We start from the raw sequence: 22,287 nt of genomic DNA, 5'->3' as shown, positions 1-22,287 counted from the left end.
CTCCTCCACTAATTAAAGTTTTACTTTATAAAAAAAGAGGGAACATTGGTCATCTCCCTGTCAAGTAGACAGAAATAAAAAGAGTATTATGCCACGGCCTTTTCCCGATATTCTATCGGGGAAAGGCCGTGAAGTTTTTCTTGGAATCTTTCTGTATTATAAAATTGAATATATTCTTGAATTGCTCGGTAGGCCATTTCATATGTTTTTGGGCACACTAAATACAACTTCTCTGTTTTTAAATGTGAGAAGAATGATTCGATACACGCATTATCAAAACAGTTTCCACGTCTAGAATGACTACCGACAAATCCTAATTTCTCTAACTGTTTTGCGTAGGATTTAGATGTATATTGAAACCCTTGATCTGAATGGAAAAGGGGCTTAGTAGTTAATGACTTCCCTTCTAATTGACGTAATGTAGTTAAAACCAAATCTAAATCATTTCTTGAAGATAGCTTCCAGGCAACAATTTCATTGTTGTATAAATCTAACACAGCCGACAAATAGGCAAATTGTTCTCCGATTCGTACATAAGTAATATCTGTTACGAATTTTTGATTTTGCTTTTCAGCTTGAAACTCTCGATTCAAATGATTTTTAAATACCACAGATGTTTTTCTTCCATAAAACGGACGTTTTTTTCGAATGATAGATTGAATACCCAGCTCTCTCATAAGACGACGAACACGTTTATGATTCATTACCATTCCTTCTCGAGCCAAAGCACGAGTCATACGTTTATACCCATAGTAAGGGTGCTGACGATGAATAGATAAAATATGTTCTTTATGCCACATATCCCTTTTCTGACGTAAACGCTGCACGTTATGATATTTCCGCCATTTATAGTAGCCAGCCTTAGAAACTTCCGCGATTTGAAGCAACCATCGGAGTGGATAGGCTTGGCGTAATGAATCGATAAGAGAAAATCGTTCTTTCTTTAGGACCATTCCTTCCCGTGTAGATTTGGATTGCGCTTTTTTAAATACTCAACCTGTGCCTTCAAATAAGCATTTTCTTCTTCTAGACTATTAAAATTCTTTCGATTCCAGACACCACGTTGATCATCAAAGGACTCCCCTTGTTGCGCACGTTTTACCCACTCAATAATCTGGGCATCGCTCTTCACACCGAGTTGTTCACGAATTTCTCGCAATGATTTTCTCTCTTCTAATCGAAGACGAACTGCTTCTCGCTTTAGTTCTTCTGTATATTTTTGAAATGATTGTCCTTTTCTTGCCATAAAAAAATCCCCTCCAGATAAAACAGTATTGAGTCCATCATATCAGATGGACTCTTTTTTTACTGTCTACCTATAGGGGATAATACCACATCCCCTCTTTTTTATACGTCATAATTCACTACATAATGCTGCATTTCTGTATTGTAGTAGCCTTCGCTATATTCAATTACTTCGCCAACTTCATCATAAGAATAGCGCATACGTTTTAATAACGCTGTCCCCTCTTTTTCACCTAGCGCTTCTGCAACGAAACTAGGCGCGAGTCCAACAGCGAATTCATCTCTGAAGTTTTCTAAGTGAATGCCTCGGTCTTCAACTAAATCATAAAGCGATTGCAAGTCAAAGTCCGATAAATCTGTACTTGCCATTCCTGCTGAGAAATAGTGCGTATAATGAATGTAAGGTGCATCATTTAACGTATATAAACGTTCAATACGAAAACTCTCCTTGCCGAATAATCGAAATGGCACCGTTCCTTCTTCATTATGAACGATTTCTGCTTTTAGCAATTTCTTTTGTACTTTATATCCTTCTTCCACTAACACTTCTGTAAATTTCTTACCTTTTGACAACTTTGTCGCAGAAGTACTACGGATAACTTTCGTTCCTTTACCGCTTTTCTTTTCTAAATATCCTTCTTGAGCGAGTTCTTTAATTGCATTACGCACTGTAATTTTGCTCACTTTGAACTCTTCTTCTAACTGCGGTTCAGAAGGAATATTCGTATGAATCGCATATACACCATGCAATATTCGATCACGAATAATATTTTTTATTTGTAAATATAATGGTCCTTTTTTCCTCGTTACGTTCACCGTTACACCCACTACCTTTCTACATCACCTACTGATGCCGTCATTGCCCGAAGTATATCCTTCTCTGATGACATGGGCGTATCACCGACGATTGTATGTGCAAGCATTCCAGCTGCTGACGCAAATGAAACAGCTTTCTCTGGTGCAAACTCTTCTATCTCGCCATGAATAATCCCGCTCGTATAAGCATCTCCAGCACCTATTCTATCATATACAGAAAACGCAAGTGTTTTTGCAAAAGTGAACGCACCATCTTTACATATAAACCCGCGTAGCGAGTGTGTATTATCACTATTAATAGAGCGATGTGTACCAGCGATTGTAGCGATATGATATGTTTCAGCAACCTTTGGAATAAGATCAACAAGTTGCGCCTCTCGCTCTGTCTCTTCTGTTTTCATTCCAAGAACGAACATTGCATCTTTTTCGTTCATCATAACGATATCAGCAAGTCCCAGCATTTCTTCATAATGCGGTTTTGCCTGTTCATATCCGTCTTCTCCCCAAAGTGATGGACGATAATTACAATCAAAAACGACGGTTCCTCCGTTTTCTTTAACTGCTCTCGCTAAAGACTTCATATGATGGCGCACCGTATCATTCATCGCAAGTGTAATACCGCAAAAATGAACGATATCAATTTCCTTAGCAATTTCTTCAAATTGGTACATCTCTTCAGACGCCGTATTGAAGCTACTTTCTAGTCGATTCGAATACGTAACGCGGCTTGCACGTGCACCGAATCCATTTTCTAAAAAATACATACCTACATATTTACCGCCTCTTGAAACAAGAGAAGTTTGAATCCCTAACTTTTGAATGTAAGATACAGCTGCCTCTCCAACCGAATTTTCCGGTAAAGTTGAAATAAGAAGCCCTTCATGCCCTAAGTGAGAAAGTGCCGCTGCAACGTTCACACCTGTACCTGAAAATGAGTAATTTAACGTGTTAGCTTGCGACAACAATTCATATCCAGGTACTTGCATGCGCATCATTACTTCGCCAAACGCTGCAATTTTCTTACGCATATTGATCAACTAGCTTCTTCACGACTGCTAATAATTCACGAACATCTTCTACTTTCGTGTTACCAGTTTCTTTATCAATAATAGAAGAGTACACGTGCGGGATAACTTGCTCTACGTTTGCTTCAAGCGCAATACGTACAATTGTTTCGAAGTTTTCTTTATCAATTCCGCCTGTTGGCTCTAATGCAAATCCTTCTTCTGCACAAGCCTTCGCAACTGCGCGATATTCTTCCTCATGAGCTAAACCTTTCATTGGGAAGTATTTCAATGAATTTCCGCCCATATCACGTACAAGTGCAATTGCTGTTTTAATTGGAACGATTGCTTTTTCTTCTCCAGCTGCGCTAATTGGACCAGTAGAAATATTTACGTAACCCACTTTTCCTGTTGGGGATACTAAACTATTAATCCAGCTATCTTTTTCGCCAAGATTTGCACGTGTCGCTCCAACTGAAGGGAACACTTGGTTAATATGGCTGCCAGGATAATGCTTCGCAATTTCAGCTACAACTGCCGCTTGGCGATTATCTCCTGCTCCTAGTCCGATTGATACAGCGTCATCAATTTCTTTTCCGTATGCTTTCATTGCTGTAACGGCTTCTTCTACTGTTGGGTAGTCTTTTGATAATACCCCCACTACTACATACCCTTCTGCTGCTTCAAAAATATCTTTCGCATTTCGGGTATTGTTCGCTAATACATTTAATGCTACGCGGCCTTTATAAAAACGTTTTTGAATATTTGTCATTTTAGTTTCCCCCTACAATTTCTCTCAATTTTTCTTCAATTACATGTATGTCATCACCTTGAAGTGGACGTGGATCAATATCAAAGAATCCTTGTCTTACTCCGTAATCACGTGTATAGATTGCGATTTCCCCTTCGCGTAATGATGTCACAACGTCTTTTGCCGATTTATTTAACTCTTTTTCGCTAATATGAATACGTGCTCTAAAGATTGCTCTTCCAGCTTCATCTTGAACGATCGTTACATTTACACCTTTTAATTCTTTTAGCGGCATAAGTACTTGTAGCAATTCTTTTTCTTGCTCACTTTTATCTTCTTTTACGCCGTACTCATCAAGCGCTTGAAGTAAGGCGAAAGTTGTTTCTTTCCCAACTTTCATACTTCTTCCGATGCAATGTAATTGCACTTTCAGCCATTCGATATATTTTCGTTTACCGCCAACAATACCAGAAGTAGGTCCTTCAATTGCCTTTGAACCACTATAAATGGCAAGGTCTGAATACTTCACATATTTTTGAATGTCTTCTTCAGCTGCCGCATCAACGATAAGTGGTACGTTATTTCGCTGCGCTACTTCCCATGCTTCTTCAACAGAAATCATATTTTTTTGCACTGCATGATGTGATTTCACATACAGAATCGCTGCTGTATTTTCACCAATTGCATCTTCAATATGCTCTGCTTTCCCTTCATTTGCGTAACCCACTTCAACAAGCTTACCGCCGCCTAAATAAATCATCGTTTCAACTGGAGCACCGTATTGAACGTTATGACCTTTTAACATAATTACTTCGTTTTTCGCGATTACTTCTTGATGAAGTCTTTCACTTTTACGGCGATTTCCTTCCGTCACGATACCAGCGATAGAAAGCGCAATGCCACTCGATGCTGAGTTCACAACGACCGCTGCCTCTGAATCTAGAATTCTCGCAATATGGTCTCCCGCTTTATCTACTAAATCAGCAATTTCCACATAATTTTGTCCACCATGTTTCATCGCATCCATAACTGTATCTGTAGGAGCGGATACACCTAAAATACTCATTCTACCGCTCGCATTAATTACTCTTTTTAATCCGTACTTAGCATTCAATGAATGACCCATTGATTACAACCCCTTTCGTATCAATCCTTCTTTCAGCAATGTGCTGATCCCCTTCTGAATCAATTAACGTAACCTTCTCATCTTTCACTGTAAATAAAGTTAAGTTTGCAATATCTCCTTCTTGAATGCGGCCAAGCTCTGGTTTTTTCAGCCACTCTGCTGCATTTTTCGTAACCGCGTCAATTACTTCTTCTAGCGGATAACCTAAGTAAAGGAATTTCGAAAGAACGTGAGCCATACTATACACGGGACCGTGTATACGATTCTTCCGGTAAATATCTGTACTAATTGTATTAAAAGCAATACCGTGATGCTTCGCCGCCTCTGCTACTTTAAAAGAAAAACTAGCATTACCGTGACCAACATCTAAATGAACACCACGATTCACTGCATCTAGTAATACAGGTAGCGGTTTGCCTTCTTCATCGAATAAATTATTTTCTTTCCCGTTTAAGTAATGTGTAATGACATCATCTTTTTCTAAAAGAGGTACAACTTCCTCAATGCGAGGAGGCGCTGAACCGATATGTACCATAATTGGTAATGATGTTTCACGAGATAAAGAGCGTGCAACATGAAGCGGTTCAATTCCGCTATCACAAACGACACTTTTACTCATTCTCGCCTTTAACCCAACGATTACATCTTTATACTTTTCTACTGCTTCTATTACTTTCTCTTTATCTATCCATTCCATATTGGATAATTCATCGATTCGTTTCAAACCGATACGAGAAATATTTAAAAAGGCAAATAAATTCGTTTTTACCTGCTCTCTACTTTTTACTAAATCTGCAATACGATCAGCACCGCAGCTACCCGCATCAACAATTGTCGTTACCCCTTGCTTAACGCCAATTTCATCCACCTCATCGCCATACGGATCAAACTCCGGAAAAGCATGAACATGTAAATCAATCCAACCACTCGATACGTAAGTACCAGAGTAATCAAGAACCTTTCCACCCTCGCCAGCACCAGCTTTCGTCACCTGTGCGATTTTATTATTTTCAATTACAATGTCAATCTCTTCCCCGTTCACACGTTTTACATTACGTAGTACGAATCGTTCTGTCATTGTACTTCCACCCTTTTCTATAAGAAGCCATAAGAATACGCTTACATTAAAGTTTCATTTTATATGTCTTTCACACGTTTAGCGTAACACAAAAAAAGGGAGAAGTAAATATAACGTTATAATGTTTGAAAGTGAATAAAAAGATGCTCCTCCAAAATGGTAATAGTATAGGAAATTATATCAACGATTTTTCAATTATATCTATCATAACTTACAATATATCAACGATTCGACAAGGAATATCGATTTACCGACAAAAAAACTTCAATTCCTTTCTTATATAAGAAAAGGCTGTCCCAAATGGCACAGCCTTTTTTCTCTATTCCTGAACCGTCACAATAACCCCATCCATATTGTTCCCGGAAATTTCATACTGCTTGTTTGCTGGAACGTTCACTTTCGTATTCTCAGAAACTTTATAATAAGAAACAGTATATTTCTTACCTTCTACTTCAGTTGAAACCTCTTTTTCCTCTTTTAAAAACTCTAAATATTCCTCTAGTGTGAAATTCTTTTTTTGCATAATTGCGCTATGAGGTAGGCCAACATAACGGATATGCCATGGCTCATATTGAATTCCAGTAATGTTACTTTTATTTTTCGGATAACGTAATACAAAGCCATGCTTCCATACGTTCTCTTCGATCCATTTTCCTTCAGGCGCTTTCTCCATCTTCTTTTGCGTTGATCCAACGTCTAGTGATAATCCTAAATTATGTTCACTATATCCTGCTGGAAGCGCGTAATCAGATCCCATTTCTTTATATAATTTACTTTGTTCTTTAAAATCTCGATACCCACTACTCATTAAGAAATGCTGTACGCCATCTTTTCCAGCCGCATCGACAACGTTCAAAAACTTTTTTACAACATACTTTGATAAACGAAGATTTCTATCAAATATTACGTAGCCTCTTACTAATTCACTATTATGATTTACATTTATAATATCAGACCTAATACTATCTTTTTTTACTGGATAATCCCTATTAACTAATAATAAATCACCCTTATAAATTTGTTCCTTCGTAATCTCTTTCCTCTCGGTATTTGCCGCCTTTACTAGCTCATCTTTTCCGACAATTTTAACATCGATTTCCTTTTGAAATAACGGTGATATATAAAAGCCTACACATACTGTGCATGCTATAAAAAAAGAAATAAATACCCACTTTTTCATTTCTAGTTCCTCCTTAACGTAACTTACGTATAGAATAGAAAAAACTATTAAAATAAAAAGTGGGGTAAAGTTTAAATTTTTATTAAATTGTTAAGTTCTCGTCTTTTGGCAATCGCACTTCAAACATTGTTCTAACTACATTACTTTCAGCAGAAATTGTACCGTTATGCTGCTCAACAATATTTTTCGCAATAAACAGTCCAAGGCCTGTCCCGCCACGGTTCTCAGTTCTCGATTTATCACCTGTATAAAACATATCAAAAAGATACGGTAAATCTTCTTCTGGAATGCTGTCTCCATAATTCATAACTTGTACGACAACTTCTCCATTATCGATATACCCATTCAGATCAACAAATTGCCCATCATATCCGTATCGAACGGCATTTGTTAACAAGTTTTCAAATACTCTAGCTAACAATTTTCCATCACCGTTAATTGGCAAATGAGGATCAATATTCAACCTAGCTTGTAAATGATGTTTCTCTAATAAAGGATACAATTCCTCATCTAACTGTATAAGTAGTTCACTTATATCAATCGGCTTTTTATCTAGCTTTAGCATGCCATAATTCATACGTGTAATTTCAAATAACTCATCAATTAAACTTTCGAGCCTTTGCGATTTCGTATATGCAATTGTGGAGAAATGTTTAATTTGTTCTTTTGTTAAATTCTCATCTTTAAGAATTAAATCTAAATACCCTAACACGGATGTTAATGGAGTTCTTAAATCATGAGCTAAGTTTACAACGAGCTGATCTTTACTACTTTCAGCAAAGTCTCCTCTTTCCACCGCTTCTTTTAACTTTTCACTCGCAACATTTATTTCACGTGCGATATCTCCAAACTCATCGTTTGATGAAACTTGAACTTTATTCGTAAAGTTACCGTTCGCAAGATGATGAATCCCGTTAGAAATCTCACTAAAATACTTTAAATACGGTTTTGTCAAAAAGAAGAAAAAGATAATAGATAACGGAATAAAGAAAATTAAAAAGAAGTTAATGTCTCCAACTTCCCTTACCACTGACCTAAATTGCGCTAAAGGCTCTTCATAGCGAACCATCGTTTTATAATACAGCTGCAATCCTTTATAAATTATATAAGTTACAGTTGCTGCAAGCACCATACTTAACGCAAATAAGGCAATCATTTTAAATCGAAAACTTTTCATCATATTAGCCATTGAAAGTATACCCTACTCCCCACACTGTTTTTATTAGCTTATCTTTTCTTTTATCTTCCCCAAGCTTTTTCCGCAACGTACGAATATGTACCATAACTGTATTTCCGCCTTCATAATAATCATCTGCCCATACTTGCTGAAAAATATTTTCCACATTATACACTTTCTTCGGATGGCTCGCTAATAAATATAAAATATCAAACTCTTTCGGCGTTAACTCAATTTGCTCTCCATAGACGTTCACTGTTCTTTGCTCAGGATCAATAATAACTCCGCCTACCTCTAAAGCAGATTTATTCCCCGCTACTTTCGGCTGATTTAATGTAAGAAACCTACGTAATTGTGCATTTACACGCGCAACTAATTCAATCGGTGTAAAAGGTTTCGTCATATAATCATCTGCACCTAATACAAGACCTGTCACCTTATCAAAATCAGACGTTTTCGCACTTAAGAAAATGATTGGCATATGGTGCTTCGCGCGAATTTGACGCGTCACTTCATACCCATCCATTTTCGGCATCATAATATCTAAAACCACTAAGTCGATTGGCTGCGTTTCAATAATATGAACAGCCTCTTCCCCGTCTGCTGCCTTCACGACGTGGTACCCTTCTTTTTCTAAATGTATCTCAATTAAATCAGCAATTTCTGCCTCATCATCCACTATTAAAATTGAAATGCGCTTCATTTTACTCCCCCTTTTATACGCTCGATTGTAAACTAGTCTATCCAATTTGTACAATACGAAAAGGTTACCCGTTAGAGTAACCTTTGTAAATAAAATTATATCAGCGATTTTCCAAATATATCGACCATAACTTGAATTATATCGGCGATTTCTCAATTATATCGACCGTAACTCGCATTATATCAGCGATTATTGAAATATATCGACTTACCGACAATTAACAACGAAATTCGCCCGCTACTTTAAAGACTCAAGTTACCGCTCCAAAACAATTCGCTGTTTCGTGATCTCCGCCAACCTTCCGCGGTCTACTTCATACTCAGCTTCAACACTTTGCGGCACCATAACTTTTCCGCCCTTAAGCGTCACTTCCGGCGAAATAATATCCTGCTCCCAATGTCTGCTAGAAGCAGATATATCGCCTGGAATCGTAAAGTTCGGCAATGAGGCAAGCGCAACATTTTGTGCTCTTGAAATCCCCATCTCCACCATACCGCCGCACCAAACGGGTATGTTGTGCTCCATGCAATAATTATGGATTTGAACCGATTCTGTTAATCCGCCCACTCGCCCTGGTTTAACGTTCACAATTTGGCAGCTACCAAGGGTAATCGCAACGCGTGCATCTTCTAAACTATGAATACTTTCATCTAAACAAATCGGCGTTTCAATTTTCTTTTGCAACTCCGCGTGATCAAGAAAATCATAATCGGCTAACGGTTGTTCAATCATCATTAATTGGAATTCATCTAGTCGTTTCAGCCTCTCCGTATCCCCTAATGTATATGCTGAATTTGCATCTGCCATTAGCGGGATATGCGGAAACTCTTTTCGAATCTCTTTCAATAATTCGTAATCATGCTCTGGCTTTATTTTCACTTTAAAACGCTCGTATCCTTCTTCTGCGTACTTCTCGATTTGTTTTAACATAACCGGAATCGTATTGATCCCAATTACAACGCCGACTTCAATTTCAGACTTCGTTCCGCCAAGCACTGTCGCTAACGATTTCTTTTGACACTTCGCATATAAATCCCAAACAGCCCCTTCAATTCCGGCCTTTGCCATTCGGTTTCTTTTTATATGTTGAAATAGACCCGGTACCTCATTCGGATGAGAAATTTCAGCCTTTAATAAATCAGGTATTAAAAAGTCTTGCAGTACATGCAGCGCCGTCTTCACCGTTTCTTCCGTATACCACGGTTCAGAGAACGCAACGACTTCGCCAAATCCAATGTACCCATCTTCATCTTCTAATTCAATAACGATACTCTCACGCTTTTCGTAAGTCCCGTAGCTTGCAGCAAACGGGATTACGAGTGGCATTTCTGTTATATGAAGTGTCGCTTTTTTTATTTCCACCTACATCTGCTACTAAAAATATAGACAAATGTATATTCTTAGAGTATTCCTGCTTCTACGTGCCCTGCCTCGCTAATCACTTGCTACTACAGTTTGCTGTGACACTCCACAGGCGTAAATTCCGATGTAGCCCACCGTACATATATACAATCTATTTACGTTAGTATTGTATATTTTTTTGCTTGTAAAAGGTTGATAGATGCATTTAAATCTCTATCCATTACATTTCCACAATCACATGTATATACTCGGTCAGACAGCTTTAAATCCGACTTTTTTTGACCGCAACATGAACATATTTTAGAAGATGGATAGAATCTGTCCACTTGCCGTAGTTCAATTCCATATTCCCTACATTTCGTTGATAACCATGTTTTAAAAGCATAAAAACATGGTTGCGCTACAGCTTTAGATAGATGTTTGTTCTTCATCATACCTTTCACATTCAAATCTTCTACTGTAATAAACATTGGCTTGGTTTTCACCACATCATTTACAATAGACTTTACATACGCTAATCGAATATTTGCTAGCCTAGCATGTAGCTGTTGCACCCTAAGAATATTTTTGTTTATATTCGCTCTTTTATTAGTAACAGGTTGTTCACCTCTCTTTCTTATATTTTCAAATTTGCGTGATAAAGAGCGTTGTTCACGTTTTAACCGTTTTTCTATCTTTTTTACTTGTACTGTTTTATTTATATTTTTGTGAGTTTTTCCATCGCTACGTACAGCGAAGTCTTTAATTCCCAAATCAATTCCTATACCTACTGCATTGAGAATTGAATTTGGTTTTACCTCTTTCACTTCACAGAGTATAGACACATAGTATCTTCCTGCTCTTTGATATACTGTACCACTTTTTACAGTTGTATTTTTTGAAATATATCCATACTCTTTTAACCTTATCCAACCAATTGTAGGGACTTTTACTCTATGTCTTTCTACTGTCCAATCTGTTTTGTTGTTTTTCGGAAAGTAGCACTTCACATCTTGCTTCTTCTTTTTTTATATCGTGGAAACTTAGATAAACCTTTAAAAAATCGCTTAAAAGCTTTATCTCCATTCATAATCGCTTGTTTTACCGCTTTGCTCGACACTTCTTTAATCCACTGGTCACACTCTTTTGTATGAATGTTGTTTAACCATTTAGAAAAGTCATAGCCACTAAGAAATTTCCCATCCGACTCATATGCCTCTTTATTTTTAGAGATATACAGGTTATATACATATCGACACACCCCAATAGTTTGACGGATTTTACTAACTTGTTCAGTTGTCGGTTTGATTTCTATTAAATATGCTCTTTTCATAAATCTTCATCCTCCGACATTTTCTTTTTGTATTTTCTCAACCCATATATTCTACCGCTAAATACATGAATGATAGATATTAAATCCTGCACAAGTTCTTCTTGAGGAGATAGTTTTTCATTGTTAACAATCATAATTTCCACTCCCATTTTACGAAGAAACTTTTCAAACCACTCATATCCAAAACGTACAAATCTATCTTTGTGTGCAATGATGATAGTCGAAATATTTCTTTCCATACAACTGTCAATCAGGTTATTCCACTGTTTTCTTTTGTAGTTTAATCCGCTACCAATATCTTTGATAACTTCATCTACAATCATCCCTCGTGCATTTGCGAATGTTTTTAAAAACTCAACCTGATTTTCTAAATCATCTTTCTGACCTGGATTTGATACTCTTGTGTAAATAACTACTTTGCCTACTTTATTTTCTTCTTGAATACCCATATATTCCTTATACTGTTCTTCTGTATAGTATCATCTTCCTTTTTGGTTTCGGTAAGCAGTTAAAACACCTTGATTGTCCCACCTTTGCAATGTCTTAACAGAGACATTAAGCATTTCTGAAAATTCTTTTGGTTTATATTGTTTCATAATTACTTTTTATTATATATGCCTACTTTTGTCTATGTTTTTGTTTACTGTTTCTTTCTCCTCCACTAATTCTCTTAACTCTCGTCTTAACAATTTTTTCGAAGCGTTACGTGGTAATTCCTCTAAGAAACATGCTTTCTTCGGCACTTTATATTTCGCTAATTTCTCCTCGCAAAAGTGAAGAATTTCTTCTTCTGTTACCGCCCCGCTTTTCACAACAAAAGCAGCGGGTACTTGTCCCCATTTATCATCAGTCATACCTACAACACCAGCTTCCGCTATCGCTGGATGGGACAGCAACACTTCTTCAATTTGAGCCGGATATATATTCTCTCCGCCAGAAATAATTAAATCACTGCGGCGATCTAATACGTATAAAAATCCTTCTTCATCTAAATAACCGAGGTCGCCAGTATGAAGCCATCCGTTTTGAATTGTCTCACGCGTCGCATCTTCACGGTTAAAATAACCGCCTGTTACGTTCGGCCCTTTTACTACAATTTCGCCTTCCGCATGTGGCGGCACTACTACGCCGTCTTTTTCAATACGAAGTTGGCACTGAAATAGTGGCTTTCCAGCTGATCCTACTTTCGTTAACATGTAATCTGCGGACAACGTACAAATTTGCGAAGACGTTTCTGTCATACCGTACGTTTGATACACAGGAATTCCTTTATCTACACATGTTTCGAGTAACGGTTTTGGCGCTGGTCCTCCGCCAAGTAACATACATCGTAAAGAAGAAGGATATGTTTCTTCTCCAAGTCTCTCTAATAAATCAGTTAACATTTTTGATACGACTGAAATAATCGTTACGCCTCTCGTTTGAAGTGCTGTATGAATAAAATCAGCATCATATTTCGGAACGAGTAAAATGCGCATGCCGTACATAATATTTTTCATTAGAAGAGATAACCCGCCAACATGGAACATCGGCATACACGCTAACCAGCAATCATCATCACGAAGTCCTAAATTAAGCGAAGAGCCAACCGCGCTGGCCCAGTGATTTCCATATGTTAAAATAACGCCTTTCGGTTTCCCTGTCGTCCCTGACGTATAAATAATCGTCATCGCTTCTTCTAAAGAGAATTCTTCTTGTATAGAGGCTTCCTCTTTTGGTCCATTCATCACTTCGGCGAATGAATAGACAGGAACATCTTTAGCATCAAATTCTTGATCGGTCACTAAACAAATAACTTCAGCATCATCCATTTGCCAAAGTAGCTCTTCTCTTGAAAGACGCGTATTTAAAAGCACAGCTACTGCTCCTACGTACGATAGGGCGTGAATAACTGTAATCATCTCCATACCATTTTTCATCAGAACAGCCACCTTTTCCCCTCGCTTCACTCCTACATGCGTGAGGTGTTCACAAACAGATACTACCTTTTCATGCAGCTGCATAAAAGTAACTTCCTTTTCCTCTATTTCAATTGCAGTACGATCTGGTGTTAAAAATGCACGTTGCTTTAACCAATTTGGCATCGTCTCCATCATACATTCTCCTTTCATGAAAGAAAGAGACTTGATGTGACATCAAGTCTCTTAGTTGTTTTGTTTCCGGTTTGATCATTTGGTTGCGACTCACTTTGTGGGCGAGCCGCTTCCGTCTAAGAACCTTAGTCAACGGGGCTAAACAGTCGGCTCCGCTTTTGATTTGATCAAGGGAAACGAGGGAATTGACCGAAGTCCGGACTGCGTTTTTCTTTGAATGCGTCGCGACCTTCTTTTGCTTCGTCAGTTGTGTAGTACAATAACGTTGCATCTCCAGCTAGTTGTTGAATACCAGCTAGACCGTCTGTGTCTGCGTTGAATGCAGCTTTTAGGAAACGAAGTGCCATTGGGCTGTTTGCTAAGATCTCTTGTGCCCATTGTACTGTTTCTGCTTCAAGTTGTTCTAATGGTACTACTGTATTTACTAAGCCCATATCAAGCGCTTCCCCAGCACTGTATTGACGGCATAGGTACCAAATTTCGCGAGCTTTCTTGTGGCCTACCATACGAGCTAAGTAACCAGCTCCGTATCCACCGTCAAAGCTTCCTACTTTAGGACCTGTTTGTCCGAATACAGCGTTGTCTGCAGCGATTGTTAAGTCACATACGATATGAAGTACGTGTCCTCCACCGATTGCATAACCTGCTACCATTGCGATAACTGGTTTAGGAATTGCACGAATTAGACGTTGTAAGTCTAATACGTTTAGACGTGGGATTTGGTCGTCACCTACATATCCACCATGACCACGAACTTTTTGGTCGCCGCCAGAACAGAATGCACGTCCACCTTCACCTGTTAAAATGATAACGCCAACATTTGCATCATCACGAGCTTGTGCAAAAGCGTCGATTAACTCCATTACCGTTTTTGGACGGAATGCGTTATGTACTTCAGGACGGTTAATCGAAATTTTTGCGATACCATTGTATGTTGAATAAATAATATCTTCGTAATTGCCTTCTTTTACCCATTCAATAGCCATTACAACTACCTCCTTGTATATTTCTGATCTCATCTATAAGTGTAACTTCATTCTTAACTGAAAAAAGCATCACTGCATAGTTTTTAGAAATCCCTTTACTATTGTATCAAACTTTTCCGGTTGTTCCACATGAATTGCATGGCCAGCACCATCAATTTTGACAAATTTCGCGTCAGAGACGCATTTTTCGATGTTTTTTAATATGCGAAAGAACTTTTCATCATGCTCTCCGTTCATTAAAAGAACAGGCATTTTCAAGTTGTGTAGCTCATCCCACCATGAAGGCTGAGCCCCTGTTCCCATGCCGCGCAAGCTATTTGCAAGTCCTTTTGGATTGTTAGCAAGTCGTTCTTTTCGCACCGCTTCTTGTACGTTTTTTGCTAAACGTTTTTGCGTTTCAAACAGCGGAATATTTTCCCACATCGATACAAAACTTTCTATGCCTTCTCGCTCAATTTTATCGGCAAGTCGCTCATCTTTTTCACAGCGTTCTTTTCGCTCATCTTCACTTTTGAGTCCAGCTGTACAATTTTCTAATAAAAGAGAACGTACATATTCTGGATATAGACACGCCATCGTAATCGCCAGTCTACCGCCCATTGAATAGCCAAGTATATGTGCTTTTTCAATATGAAGGTAATCTAATAGTTCTTTCATTTGCAATGCCACATTTCGAATGTCATAATGCGCAACATCTTCAGGACTCTCGGTCTTTCCGTGTCCAACAAGATCCACTACAATAACTTGAAACTGCCCACTCCATGAAGAGATAAAAGAACGCCACGTTTCCATGCTTCCCGTAAAACCATGAAGAAGTAGAAGTGGTTCCCCGCTTCCGACTACTTCATATTCATACGATACACCTTGCAGCGTTACTTTCATTTTGATTCACCTTGCAATGATGTAGTAATTACGTCCTGTGTTTTTGCCCATAACGTACGGTGCAACGTTAAGTTTTCATCACGGTTCGTACAAATTTCTACAACGTGTAAACCTTCTGTCGTTGCTCCCTTTTGTACTTCCTCCCGGAATTGCTCCCAACCATTTACACGGCTAAATGAACCACCGTACATTTTAACAACATGCTCATAGTCAAGCCCAATCGGCGTTCCAAATAACGATTCGAAGTGTTCCTTTTTCTCATATTGTGGTAAGAATGAGAAAATACCCCCACCATCATTATTTACAACGACAATCGTTATATTTAATTCATGTAATTTTGCAGCTAATAGTCCATTTAAATCGTGATAGAATGATAAGTCACCGATGACTAATACGAGCGGATCGCAAATCATGCTCGCTCCTAAAGCTGTCGAAATGATGCCATCAATCCCATTTACACCGCGGTTTGCCATCACTTGAATATTTTTATCTGATGTGAAGAAGAATGAATCTGTATCACGAATTGGCATACTATTACTCGCAAATAACGTTGCTCCTTCTGGTAATACGCGTACAATATCTGTAATGACTTTTCCTTCAAATGCAGTTTCATATGTTTCCATTTCACGAAGCGTTTCCTTCGTTTTTTCGTTTATATGTTGCCACATTTGGGACCAATCATTCTTTTTCATAACTGGCATTTTTTCTATTAATGTACTGCAAAATGCAATATCACTTGCCTGTACAACTTCTGTCGCAACAAGAGCTGGATCTCTCCATTGTCCAGATTCGTCAACAACGATATGAACAGCTTTCGTTTGTTTTTTAATGAACTGCGTTAATGCTTTCGAAACAGGCATACCACCAAAACGAATTAAAACGTCCGGCTTCCACGTCTCTTTTAACAATTCATTTCGTAAAAATGTATCATAACAGTCGATTACCATCGTTTTATCGTGGTGTCCGCTACGAATATTAGAAAGTGGGTCTGCTAATATTGGGTATCCCGTTTTTTCAGCTAGTTGCGTTGCAAACGTTGCGATTTCTGAATGACTATCATCTCCACAAATAATAAGCCCCTTTTCCATATGTGAAAGGCGCCCTACAAGAGAATCTACATATTCACTCGGCATCACCACGTTCCCTTGCTGAACTACTTCTGTATATTCCCCGCGTCCTTTATCCCATAAACTTTCTAATGAAAAGTCCGGGATAAGCGGTTCACGAACTGGAAAATTAAGATGAACAGGTCCTTGCGGCGCTAAACAAGCACTTGCTATCATGCGCTGCGTTGTCATGCGAGCGTAGTGGTACATCGCTTCACTCGCTTCTGGAAGTGCCATCTCTGTAAATTGCTTCACAAACGTACCGTATAAATTAAATTGATTCATCGCTTGTGGTGCACCGACATCTCTTAATTCATGCGGTCTATCTGCTGTTAAGACGATAAGCGGCACTCGTGAATGGAAAGCTTCACATACAGCTGGATAGTAGTTCGCTGCTGCCGTTCCTGACGTACATAATAATGCAACCGGACGTTTTTTCGCTTTTGCGATACCGAGCGCAAAAAATCCTGCAGATCTTTCATCTACATGTAAATATGTGTTCATTCCTTCGTGTTGTTCCATTAGTAGAGCAATCGGCGTTGACCGTGAGCCTGGACTAATGACAACATCACATACATTTAGACGCGTCAGTTCATCCACGAACGCGCCTAAATAATATGATAATGCTTCTATATGATTGTTCATTTCATTAATTCCTCCAAAGCACCAAGCATCGGTCTAAACTTCAAACTTGTCTCTTCATATTCAAGTTGCGGTACTGAATCAATTACAATCCCGCAACCGGCAAATAAGGATGCTTTCTCGCCATTTAATAATCCGCAGCGAAGTGCAACCGCAAATTCACCATTTCCTTCATCATCTATCCAGCCAATCGGTGCACCATATAATCCTCTGTCTAACAATTCAACATCACGAATCAGTTTCATCGCTTCCAAACGAGGTGTCCCGCCAAGAGCTGGTGTTGGATGTAATTCTTCTACCATCGTTAAAAGACTCGCAGTGCCTTTTGCCTCTACAGGCGTATATAAATGAATTAAGTTTTTCGTTGTTAATAGACCTGGACTCTCCGGAATATTAACGTATTCGCAGTGCTCATTTAATACCGACCTGATCATGTTCACAACATAACCGTGTTCAGCTAAATTCTTTTCATCATGAAGAAGCGCATTACTATTTCGCTTACTTTCTTCTATAGATTGACCATGACCAGTTGAACCAGCAAGACACATCGAAGTAAACTTCTCATCTTCTTTACGAATTAACCTCTCTGGCGTCGCTCCTAAGAAGCATGCTCCTTTATAATCAAAAGAAAATACGTAACAATCCGGTTGCCCAATGCGAAGTGCTTCTAAAACAAGAGCAGAATCAATATGATGATCCATTTCTACTTTTAGCTCCCTCGCTAATACAACCTTCTGCACGTTACCCTGCTTCATCTCATCTTGCACTTTCTTAATGGCTTTCATCCAGCCTTTCGGATCCACTTCCACTTTAGAAGTAACTGTTAATTTCAATCCTTCTAATGCACATTTACTCTCCCCAAAAATTTTCTCTTCTAAAGAAACAATTTCGTTATAAAGAGTTTCTGCACAATCTGTTGCTGAAACGAATGTATTCATCGTTAACCATGCTTTTTCATTTTTTACAGTTAATAAAAATGCTGGTAGTGAAAATGTCGTATCATCGAATTCTTTCCATAAGTCCGTTTTCTCTTTTTCTTGGTCAAATGAAAATCCACCAAATAAAAGAGGACCTGTTCCAAATTCATATTTTTCTCTTTGTACAAATGCTTTCTCTTTTACTTTATCCCACTCGTCACGAGCCGCTTGAAAGCGTTTGTGAGAAGAATTTGCTATAGTGAAAACAGAGCCAATTCCAGCAAATATTACATGCTGAGCTGGATCTGCAAAATAACATCTATTTTCCAATGCAATCCTTTTTCCTGCTGCATAAAACAGAAGCGGATCCATCCAGTCTATTTGTTTTACAAAACTAACCAATATTTTTTCATCAGTTGCATGCTTAATGGCTGCACTAAGAACTTCTTGCAAGCCTTTTTGTTTCGTTTGAATCACAATTGTCTCCCCCCTATGGGCGAAAAATAGTCATAATTACGCTTGATTTTAAGATACACCTCAAACGAAAGGCCTGTCAACGTTTAGCATTTCTGAGAAATTCACCTTCTCTTCCTAGAAAATAAACGTTGACACTAAATGATGCTTTTTCTACACTTAGTTGTGTACAATATGTGACCAAAGGAGGATTCAACATGGAAATGAACGTCGAAACGAATTCCTCTCCTACGGCGCCAAAACCAAGCAAGCAAACAGGCTGGCGCATTTGGTGGAGTTTACTACGTCCCCATACATTAACAGCAGCTTTCGTTCCTGTTTTCATCGGAACAGCCTATGCAATGCAGGTCGGAGGTATAAATCAAATCCATCTCCCTCTTTTCCTTATAATGCTTCTTGCTTGTCTTCTCATTCAGGCAGCAACAAACATGTTTAATGAATACTTTGATTATAAAAGAGGACTCGATCACGAAGGTTCAGTTGGTATCGGCGGCGCTATCGTTCGCGATGGCATTCAGCCAAAAACAGTGCTTAACTTAGCATTTGGATTTTTCGGCATCGCAATACTATTAGGTGTTTATATTTGTATGAATTCTAGCTGGTGGCTTGCTGCAATCGGTCTTGTTTGTATGGCCGTTGCTTACCTTTACACGGGTGGCCCACTTCCCATTGCCTATACACCATTTGGAGAGTTAACAGCCGGATTATTTATGGGTGTTATCATTATTGGAATTTCATTCTTTATTCAAACTGGAACTGTAACATCAGAAGTCATTTTACTATCTATTCCAAGCTCCATTTTAATTGGTGCCATTTTACTAGCTAATAATATTCGTGACTTAGATGGCGATAAAGAAAACGGTCGTAAAACGTTAGCAATTCTCGTTGGACGTGAAAGAGCGGTTGGTGTACTTGCTTCTATGTTCATCGTTTCCTACATTTGGACAATTGCTTTAATTATCGTGGGCATCGTATCACCATGGATGCTTATCGTATTTTTAAGTGCACCGAAAGCATTTAAAGCGACGAAAGGCTTTATCGGCAAAAGCATTCCAATGGAAATGGTACCTGCGATGATTGCAACAGCAAAAACAAATACGATCTTCGGTCTCCTCATGGGAATCGGATTATTACTTGGATACTTTCTATAAAAGGAGCTGCTTATGCGGCTCCTTTTTCATATCTGAAATTCATCTCATAATTCCTACTCGCAACGCTCATACTATGTAAAGAAACTGAATTGTAGGAAGGTGGACGACTATGTTAACTCCACAACAAATAAATCAATTTAAATCCGTTTTAGAAAAACAAAAACACGAACTAGAGCAAACGATACAAACACACGAAAATGAAGATCGTGCATCTGAACGTGAGTCTGTTGGAGAATTATCTAGCTATGATAACCATCCAGCTGATATGGCAACAGAGCTATATGAACGTGAAAAAGACTTCGGGCTTATTGAACTTTGGCATAAACAGCTAGCGGATACGAAACATGCCTTGCAAAAAATAGAAGCGGGTACGTACGGCATTTGCGAAGTGTCTGGCGAAGAAATTCCATTTGAAAGATTAGAAGCAATGCCGACTGCTACAACATGCATCCAGCACGCGACAAATAAGCTAAATATGAATACACGACCAGTCGAAGAAGAAGTGTTATCTCCTTCTTTCCACAAACATGATGAAGATCGTTCTGTTGAATATGATGCAGAAGATGCATGGCAAGATGTTGCTAATTACGGAACATCTGAAACACCATCTGATTTAGAAAGACAAGATTCGAAAAACTATAATGGCATGTACGTAAATAGTGAAGAAAACGTAGGCTACGTAGAGGATTTCGAAAACTTTATTGGTACAGATATGTATGGAAAAAATCCGCAAGTTTTCGCTACGGAAGAACATGAAGAATATGAGCAAATGCTTGATGACTTTGAAGAGCGTACCTTTAAGGGCGAATTATCTTCAAATGAGTCGAGTTCCAAAGAATAAAAAAAAAGCATTCCGAAAATCGGAATGCTTTTTATCGCTAGCTAATTAGTTTTTTGTAACGTTAGCAGCTTGTGGTCCACGGTTACCTTCAACGATTTCGAAAGAAACTTCTTGACCTTCTTCTAAAGTTTTGAATCCGTCACCTTGGATAGCTGAGAAGTGAACGAATACATCGTCTCCACCTTCAACTTCGATGAAACCGAAACCTTTTTCGCTGTTGAACCATTTAACTTTACCTGTTTGCATGTCATGTACCTCCTAAATAAAAATGAAACTATGAATCCACATGAAAAGGTGGATATAAAGGACATGAATGTATAACAAGCTTACAGCCTTTAATTCAACGTGCTTTATTTCCGTACCACATTATGTAGCTCAATAGTGATTTCACTATATCACGCTATATCCAAAACGTCAAATGAGAACACTTTCATTCCACCATTTTTTTATAATTTTAATATAATGTTGAATTTCCATATTCATATTTTAGCCCGGTATTTGCGGACAGCTTGATTGGCGGGAGCTGATAATCAGTTTTGGTTTGTTCCACTTTATTTGAAAATTAACAAAACTAAAGTATTCTAATCCTATTAAATTCTGTACAATATAAGTATCTATTACATACGAGGTGAAAAAAATGCAAGCACATGAAATCGAGTATAAATTATACGGCGATGATATGCAGTTTGTTGAAATTGAGTTAGATCCAGAAGAAAGCGTTATCGCAGAAGCTGGCGCAATGATGATGATGGAAGATTACATCGAAATGGAAACAATCTTCGGTGATGGTTCTGGCCCATCTGGAGGTTTATTCGGAAAATTAATGGGCGCTGGTAAGCGTCTCGTTACAGGCGAAAGCATGTTTATGACTGTATTTACAAATACAGGTCACGGTAAGCGTCACGTATCCTTTGCTGCTCCTTATCCGGGTAAAATTATTCCTGTAGATTTAACAGAATATCAAGGAAAAGTAGTTTGTCAAAAAGATGCATTTCTTTGTGCTGCAAAAGGCGTTTCTATCGGAATCGAGTTTACGAAAAAAATCGGAACTGGTTTCTTCGGCGGTGAAGGTTTCATCATGCAGAAACTTGAAGGTGACGGTCTTGCTTTCATGCACGCAGGTGGAACTGTATATAAACGTGAATTAAAACCTGGTGAGAAACTTCGCATTGATACAGGTTGTCTCGTTGCTATGACAAAAGACATTAACTATGATGTCGAGTTCGTTGGAAAAGTAAAAACAGCTCTATTTGGCGGCGAAGGTTTATTCTTCGCAACGTTAGAAGGACCTGGAACAGTTTGGATTCAGTCCTTAACACTTAGCCGATTAGCAGCACGCCTTACAAGCCCAGCAGCGCAAAGTACTGGCGAAGGTAGTGTATTAGGTGGCCTTGGTCGTTTATTAGATGGGAAAGAGTAAACTGTGCCCTTATGTGGGCAT

The 22,287-nt window shown here is 38.5% G+C and carries 19 protein-coding genes and 2 pseudogenes; 3 read left to right on the top strand and 18 right to left on the bottom strand.

The window, feature by feature from the left end:
- Positions 1-86 precede the first annotated feature (86 nt).
- The 17 genes and pseudogenes from QCI79_RS17425 to QCI79_RS17345 all read right to left on the bottom strand — a co-directional run bounded on the left by QCI79_RS17425 (position 87) and on the right by QCI79_RS17345 (position 18,857).
- Positions 87-1,246 (bottom strand): IS3-like element ISBth8 family transposase gene (locus QCI79_RS17425; RefSeq protein ID WP_087874946.1). Its coding sequence is split into 2 segments (ribosomal slippage): positions 87-988 and positions 988-1,246, totalling 1,161 coding nucleotides; the frame shifts between segments, so codons are not numbered across the junction.
- Positions 1,247-1,347: 101 nt separating this feature from the next.
- Positions 1,348-2,073 (bottom strand): GntR family transcriptional regulator, encoded by a 726-nt coding sequence (locus tag QCI79_RS17420; protein ID WP_021727730.1) that lies wholly within the window; start codon positions 2,071-2,073, stop codon positions 1,348-1,350.
- Positions 2,073-3,089 (bottom strand): sugar kinase, encoded by a 1,017-nt coding sequence (locus QCI79_RS17415; protein WP_001227523.1) that lies wholly within the window; start codon positions 3,087-3,089, stop codon positions 2,073-2,075. The genes QCI79_RS17420 and QCI79_RS17415 overlap by 1 nt, the downstream gene beginning before the upstream one ends.
- Positions 3,082-3,837, bottom strand: coding sequence for a 2-dehydro-3-deoxy-phosphogluconate aldolase (gene dagF / locus QCI79_RS17410; protein ID WP_000181937.1), 756 nt, complete (start codon positions 3,835-3,837; stop codon positions 3,082-3,084). The genes QCI79_RS17415 and dagF overlap by 8 nt, the downstream gene beginning before the upstream one ends.
- Position 3,838: 1 nt before the next feature.
- Positions 3,839-4,942 (bottom strand): DgaE family pyridoxal phosphate-dependent ammonia lyase, encoded by a 1,104-nt coding sequence (locus tag QCI79_RS17405; RefSeq protein ID WP_071699975.1) that lies wholly within the window; start codon positions 4,940-4,942, stop codon positions 3,839-3,841.
- Positions 4,920-6,020, bottom strand: coding sequence for an amidohydrolase/deacetylase family metallohydrolase (locus QCI79_RS17400; protein WP_000139960.1), 1,101 nt, complete (start codon positions 6,018-6,020; stop codon positions 4,920-4,922). Before QCI79_RS17400 ends, QCI79_RS17405 begins: the two co-directional genes overlap by 23 nt.
- Positions 6,021-6,339: 319 nt before the next feature.
- Entirely contained in the window at positions 6,340-7,200 is an 861-nt protein-coding gene (locus QCI79_RS17395) for a D-Ala-D-Ala carboxypeptidase VanY (protein ID WP_000759395.1), read from the bottom strand.
- Positions 7,201-7,282: 82 nt separating this feature from the next.
- A complete protein-coding gene (locus tag QCI79_RS17390; protein ID WP_000002610.1) occupies positions 7,283-8,389 on the bottom strand; it encodes a HAMP domain-containing sensor histidine kinase in 1,107 nt (368 codons plus the stop codon).
- Positions 8,382-9,080, bottom strand: coding sequence for a response regulator transcription factor (locus tag QCI79_RS17385; protein ID WP_000822518.1), 699 nt, complete (start codon positions 9,078-9,080; stop codon positions 8,382-8,384). The genes QCI79_RS17390 and QCI79_RS17385 overlap by 8 nt, the downstream gene beginning before the upstream one ends.
- Positions 9,081-9,335: 255 nt before the next feature.
- A complete protein-coding gene (gene menC / locus QCI79_RS17380) occupies positions 9,336-10,442 on the bottom strand; it encodes an o-succinylbenzoate synthase (protein ID WP_000403265.1) in 1,107 nt (368 codons plus the stop codon).
- A gap of 155 nt (positions 10,443-10,597) precedes the next feature.
- Positions 10,598-11,754: pseudogene (locus tag QCI79_RS17375) on the bottom strand (RNA-guided endonuclease InsQ/TnpB family protein).
- Positions 11,751-12,350 (bottom strand): annotated as a pseudogene (locus QCI79_RS17370) (IS607 family transposase). The pseudogenes QCI79_RS17375 and QCI79_RS17370 overlap by 4 nt, the downstream one beginning before the upstream one ends.
- A 12-nt stretch (positions 12,351-12,362) precedes the next feature.
- On the bottom strand, positions 12,363-13,847 hold the full coding sequence (locus QCI79_RS17365; RefSeq protein ID WP_000449561.1) for an o-succinylbenzoate--CoA ligase: 1,485 nt from the start codon (positions 13,845-13,847) through the stop codon (positions 12,363-12,365).
- Between the two features lie 167 nt (positions 13,848-14,014).
- Positions 14,015-14,833, bottom strand: a complete 819-nt coding sequence (menB, locus tag QCI79_RS17360) for a 1,4-dihydroxy-2-naphthoyl-CoA synthase (RefSeq protein ID WP_000963884.1) — start codon at positions 14,831-14,833, stop codon at positions 14,015-14,017.
- A gap of 69 nt (positions 14,834-14,902) precedes the next feature.
- The gene (gene menH, locus QCI79_RS17355) at positions 14,903-15,715 is read right to left on the bottom strand and encodes a 2-succinyl-6-hydroxy-2,4-cyclohexadiene-1-carboxylate synthase (RefSeq protein WP_000869215.1); all 813 of its coding nucleotides are present in this window, start codon (positions 15,713-15,715) and stop codon (positions 14,903-14,905) included.
- A complete protein-coding gene (gene menD / locus QCI79_RS17350; protein ID WP_001059214.1) occupies positions 15,712-17,466 on the bottom strand; it encodes a 2-succinyl-5-enolpyruvyl-6-hydroxy-3-cyclohexene-1-carboxylic-acid synthase in 1,755 nt (584 codons plus the stop codon). Before menD ends, menH begins: the two co-directional genes overlap by 4 nt.
- Complete coding sequence (locus QCI79_RS17345) at positions 17,463-18,857, bottom strand: isochorismate synthase (protein ID WP_000616748.1); 1,395 nt, start codon at positions 18,855-18,857, stop codon at positions 17,463-17,465. Before QCI79_RS17345 ends, menD begins: the two co-directional genes overlap by 4 nt.
- A 194-nt stretch (positions 18,858-19,051) precedes the next feature.
- Here QCI79_RS17345 and QCI79_RS17340 point away from each other — a divergent pair, with 194 nt between their 5' ends.
- Both QCI79_RS17340 and QCI79_RS17335 read left to right on the top strand, forming a co-directional pair.
- Positions 19,052-20,005: a 1,4-dihydroxy-2-naphthoate polyprenyltransferase gene (locus QCI79_RS17340; protein ID WP_000425740.1), complete on the top strand. Its 954-nt coding sequence runs from the start codon at positions 19,052-19,054 to the stop codon at positions 20,003-20,005.
- Between the two features lie 109 nt (positions 20,006-20,114).
- Positions 20,115-20,846, top strand: coding sequence for a yteA family sporulation protein (locus tag QCI79_RS17335; protein ID WP_000957364.1), 732 nt, complete (start codon positions 20,115-20,117; stop codon positions 20,844-20,846).
- A 45-nt stretch (positions 20,847-20,891) separates the two neighbouring features.
- Here the strand turns inward: QCI79_RS17335 and cspD are convergent, their stop codons facing one another.
- On the bottom strand, positions 20,892-21,092 hold the full coding sequence (gene cspD / locus QCI79_RS17330; RefSeq protein ID WP_001193054.1) for a cold-shock protein CspD: 201 nt from the start codon (positions 21,090-21,092) through the stop codon (positions 20,892-20,894).
- 391 nt (positions 21,093-21,483) lie between these two features.
- Here cspD and QCI79_RS17325 point away from each other — a divergent pair, with 391 nt between their 5' ends.
- Entirely contained in the window at positions 21,484-22,266 is a 783-nt protein-coding gene (locus tag QCI79_RS17325; protein ID WP_001147834.1) for a TIGR00266 family protein, read from the top strand.
- Positions 22,267-22,287: the final 21 nt, after the last annotated feature.

The sequence above is a fragment of the Bacillus cereus group sp. MG1 genome, assembly GCF_040460035.1.
GTDB lineage: Bacteria > Bacillota > Bacilli > Bacillales > Bacillaceae_G > Bacillus_A > Bacillus_A cereus.
Note: the sequence above shows the minus strand (reverse complement) of the source record. Positions and strands in the feature narration are given on the sequence as shown.

Bases quoted from the DNA above. Each gene is read 5' to 3' on its own strand.
- QCI79_RS17400 (WP_000139960.1), bottom strand. From the start codon at position 6,020: ATGACAGAACGATTCGTACTACGTAATGTAAAACGTGTGAACGGGGAA.
- menD (WP_001059214.1), bottom strand. From the start codon at position 17,466: ATGAACAATCATATAGAAGCATTATCATATTATTTAGGCGCGTTCGTG.
- QCI79_RS17390 (WP_000002610.1), bottom strand. From the start codon at position 8,389: ATGGCTAATATGATGAAAAGTTTTCGATTTAAAATGATTGCCTTATTT.
- dagF (WP_000181937.1), bottom strand. From the start codon at position 3,837: ATGACAAATATTCAAAAACGTTTTTATAAAGGCCGCGTAGCATTAAAT.
- menB (WP_000963884.1), bottom strand. From the start codon at position 14,833: ATGGCTATTGAATGGGTAAAAGAAGGCAATTACGAAGATATTATTTAT.
- QCI79_RS17365 (WP_000449561.1), bottom strand. From the start codon at position 13,847: ATGGAGACGATGCCAAATTGGTTAAAGCAACGTGCATTTTTAACACCA.
- QCI79_RS17405 (WP_071699975.1), bottom strand. From the start codon at position 4,942: ATGGGTCATTCATTGAATGCTAAGTACGGATTAAAAAGAGTAATTAAT.
- QCI79_RS17385 (WP_000822518.1), bottom strand. From the start codon at position 9,080: ATGAAGCGCATTTCAATTTTAATAGTGGATGATGAGGCAGAAATTGCT.
- QCI79_RS17395 (WP_000759395.1), bottom strand. From the start codon at position 7,200: ATGAAAAAGTGGGTATTTATTTCTTTTTTTATAGCATGCACAGTATGT.
- menH (WP_000869215.1), bottom strand. From the start codon at position 15,715: ATGAAAGTAACGCTGCAAGGTGTATCGTATGAATATGAAGTAGTCGGA.
- QCI79_RS17340 (WP_000425740.1), top strand. From the start codon at position 19,052: ATGGAAATGAACGTCGAAACGAATTCCTCTCCTACGGCGCCAAAACCA.
- cspD (WP_001193054.1), bottom strand. From the start codon at position 21,092: ATGCAAACAGGTAAAGTTAAATGGTTCAACAGCGAAAAAGGTTTCGGT.
- QCI79_RS17335 (WP_000957364.1), top strand. From the start codon at position 20,115: ATGTTAACTCCACAACAAATAAATCAATTTAAATCCGTTTTAGAAAAA.
- QCI79_RS17325 (WP_001147834.1), top strand. From the start codon at position 21,484: ATGCAAGCACATGAAATCGAGTATAAATTATACGGCGATGATATGCAG.
- QCI79_RS17415 (WP_001227523.1), bottom strand. From the start codon at position 3,089: ATGCGTAAGAAAATTGCAGCGTTTGGCGAAGTAATGATGCGCATGCAA.